This is a genomic window from Mesorhizobium sp. M7A.F.Ca.MR.148.00.0.0, from assembly GCF_003997735.1.
Classification (GTDB): domain Bacteria; phylum Pseudomonadota; class Alphaproteobacteria; order Rhizobiales; family Rhizobiaceae; genus Mesorhizobium.
This window is the reverse complement of record NZ_RZTB01000238.1, coordinates 1-2,763: the sequence shown is the minus strand read 5'-3', so window position 1 is coordinate 2,763 and position 2,763 is coordinate 1. Positions and strand designations below refer to the sequence as shown.

Annotated in this window: 3 protein-coding genes and 2 pseudogenes; 4 read left to right on the top strand and 1 reads right to left on the bottom strand. The window is 61.9% G+C overall.

Annotation, left to right across the window (positions count from 1 at the left end; translation table 11 throughout):
- The 3 genes and pseudogenes from EOB49_RS33475 to EOB49_RS33465 all read left to right on the top strand — a co-directional run.
- Positions 1–342, top strand: a pseudogene (locus tag EOB49_RS33475) (dihydrolipoyl dehydrogenase); the annotation flags it as partial.
- 37 nt (positions 343–379) lie between these two features.
- Positions 380–709, top strand: a complete 330-nt coding sequence (locus EOB49_RS37095) for a hypothetical protein (protein ID WP_206526184.1) — start codon at positions 380–382, stop codon at positions 707–709.
- Positions 710–895: 186 nt separating this feature from the next.
- Positions 896–1,489 (top strand): DUF2867 domain-containing protein, encoded by a 594-nt coding sequence (locus EOB49_RS33465; RefSeq protein ID WP_127383460.1) that lies wholly within the window; start codon positions 896–898, stop codon positions 1,487–1,489.
- Positions 1,490–1,499: 10 nt separating this feature from the next.
- On the opposite strand, the gene EOB49_RS33460 is transcribed toward EOB49_RS33465, so the two are convergent.
- A complete protein-coding gene (locus tag EOB49_RS33460) occupies positions 1,500–2,570 on the bottom strand; it encodes a TraB/GumN family protein (RefSeq protein ID WP_127383459.1) in 1,071 nt (356 codons plus the stop codon).
- Between EOB49_RS33460 and EOB49_RS37090 the strand changes: the two are divergent.
- Positions 2,557–2,763, top strand: a pseudogene (locus tag EOB49_RS37090) (hypothetical protein); the annotation flags it as partial. The gene EOB49_RS33460 and the pseudogene EOB49_RS37090 sit on opposite strands and share 14 nt — an antisense overlap.

The following is a 2,763-nucleotide window of genomic DNA, read 5'->3' as shown; positions in this document are numbered from 1 at the left end:
AGCCCGGAAATCGCCTCGGTCGGCAAGACCGAGGAAGAGCTGAAGAAGGCCGGCATCGACTACAAGGTCGGAAAATTCCCGTTCAGCGCCAATGGCCGGGCGCGCGCCATGCTGCACACCGACGGTTTTGTGAAGATCCTCGCCGACAAGGCCGGCGACCGCGTGCTCGGCGTGCATATTGTCGGTTTCGGAGCCGGCGAGATGATCCACGAGGCGACCGTGCTGATGGAGTTCGGCGGCTCGTCAGAGGATCTCGCCCGCACCTGCCACGCGCATCCGACGATGTCGGAAGCGGTGAAGGAGGCGGCGCTGGCGACGTTCTTCAAGCCAATCCACATCTAAAGCGACAACGCTTCGTTATCCTCGGGTAAGCCTGAGGATGACGAACGTAGCGATATCGCCAAACAAAACGGCCCGCTTTTCAGCGGGCCGTTCGTATCTGATCGAGCCGGTCAGTTGGCCGGAGCTGGAGCCGGCGCTGGCGCTGGAGCCGGCGCTGGCGCAGGTTCTGCAGGTGCCGGAGCCGGAGCTGCAGGCGCCGGGGCTGGGGCCGGTTCTGCAGGTGCCGGAGCAGGTGCAGGTTCGGCTGGCTTCATCGGTTCCGCCGGTGCGGGCGCGGGGGCCGGTGTGCTGGCCGCCGGCGGCTCGGCTGGTGCCGGGTGCTCACCACTCCTTCCGAAAACATAATACGCGACAACCGCCAGAATAACGACGACCAGCGCAATCAGCCAGCCACTACCGCCGCCACCGCTCTGCTTGATGGTGGTGTTGGTGGTGTTGGGATTGAACGGGTCGTTTGGATTCGGTGCGTTCGCCATAAAAGTGTCCTCCGTGGATGAAAAATATCAATCAACACCATATAACGCGCAATCATTGAACTGGTTTCACGCTAGGGTTGGAAAACGCCAAAAACAAGGACAATCCCGCCGTTCCCGAGCCGGAATGGCGTCGTTTCGCCACGCAACGCGCCAAGTTGGTGCCTATTATGGTTTTTTCGGAGGATTTTGCCGTGACGAATCCCATAGCAGAGTTTGTCCCGAATCACTGCAATGCTCTCGCCGGAGCCCAGTTCGCCGACCGCTTTGTGCTGATCACCCAGGGTCTTTCTTTAACCGCACTCGGCGCGGCGGAACGCGCCCTGGGGCGAACGCCGCCCTGGGTCGGCAGGCTCATGGCGCTGCGCAACCTTGCCGTCAAGCCGTTCCGGCTGAAGACGGGCCTGGAGGCTGCGGTGTTGCCGTTAGGCCGGATCGGGATATTTCCGCTCATCAGCCAGTTTCCCGGCAAGGTTGTGCTTGGCCTCGACGACCGGCATCTCGATTTCCGTGTCCTGGTCGAAGTCAGGGATCTCGGCATGGGCCGGCAAGAGGTGGCCGCGACGACGATCGTCAAGACGCACAATTGGCTCGGCCGCGCCTATCTTGCGATCATCATGCCGTTCCACCGGATCATCGTTCCGGCGATGCTGGCCCAGATCCTGGCGAAGTAAACTGAAGTAGCTAAAGTCCTATAGGCGTGACGGTGTAACCGGCCTTACGAAAATCCTCGACCAAGCCTTCGGGGCCGGGGAGGTGGAGGGCGCCGACCGCCATGAAGACGTTGCCCCTGGCAAGGATCGGTTCGGCATGCTCGACCATCACCTTGTTGCGGCTGGTGATCATGGTTTCCTCGAATGCCGCATAGCCCGCGGGGTCGTCCGTGCCTTCCGGCATGGCCGCGCGAAACAGCGGCCAGAACATTCCGGTGTCGCCGCGCTGGTAGAGCACGATCATGGTTTCGTTGATGTCGTTGATCTTATCGCCGAGCTTCAGCGTGTCGACGAGGCCCTTCATGTGAAACGCCAGCGGCAGCGAGGCCATGGCGCGCAACTGGCTTTCAGCAGTCTCCAATCCTTCCACCGGCTTGCCGGAAGCCTTTGCACCTTCCGCCAGCCTGACATCGAGCACCGGGGCGCCGCCTGACTGGCGGGCCAGCTCGCAGGCCGGCAGTGCCATCATGGCCGAGAGCATCCACGGCTTCATCTTGGCAACCGTTGCCGGAGGAATGCCGCGTGCGTCGAGTGCGGCGTTCATGGCCGCCGCATCGTCGGGCGACAGCAGCGACGCCAGCGTCGTCGAATCAGTGAACATCATCAGGTCCGGCTCCTTGAGCATCGCGACCATCATCTTCTGCTTGTCGAGCACGTCCGTGGTTTCGATGACGATGGTGCCGGCGGCGTCATAGGCTTTCTGCGCGTCGGGAGGCAGCGTGGTGACGCGCGGGTCGGTCATATGCATGGTGCCGAACAGGAAGGACGGCTTCTCGCCGGGCTTTTCCAGTTTCCACAACAGGCCCTTGCCGTTCGGCGTCGCGGCGGCTTCCGCTTCGATCTTGCGGTAGGTCGCCGGATCGTTCTTCTGCAAGGCCGACAGCATGTCGGCGCCGGTGCAGGTCGGGATTTCGGCATGCGCCTTGCCGGCCGCGAACAGCAGCACGGCGAGAAACGACAGGAAGAACAGAACATTGAGCGCGACGAGCAGCTTCAGCGACACGGAAGCTGCACGGTCGGCGATGGCGATGACTCGTTTCATGATCCCATTCCTAGAACCGAAAAGCGGCAAAACGGTTAATTGGTACTGCGAAATTGTCTTCGACCGGCTATCGCCCTCAGCGGACGTCGATGGTGCTCATGACTCAATGATTAGCGGAAACGCCCATTTCTTCGTCATCCACGGGCGGAGCAAGGAGCGTAGCGACGCGGCGCAGACCCGAGGATCCATGCCG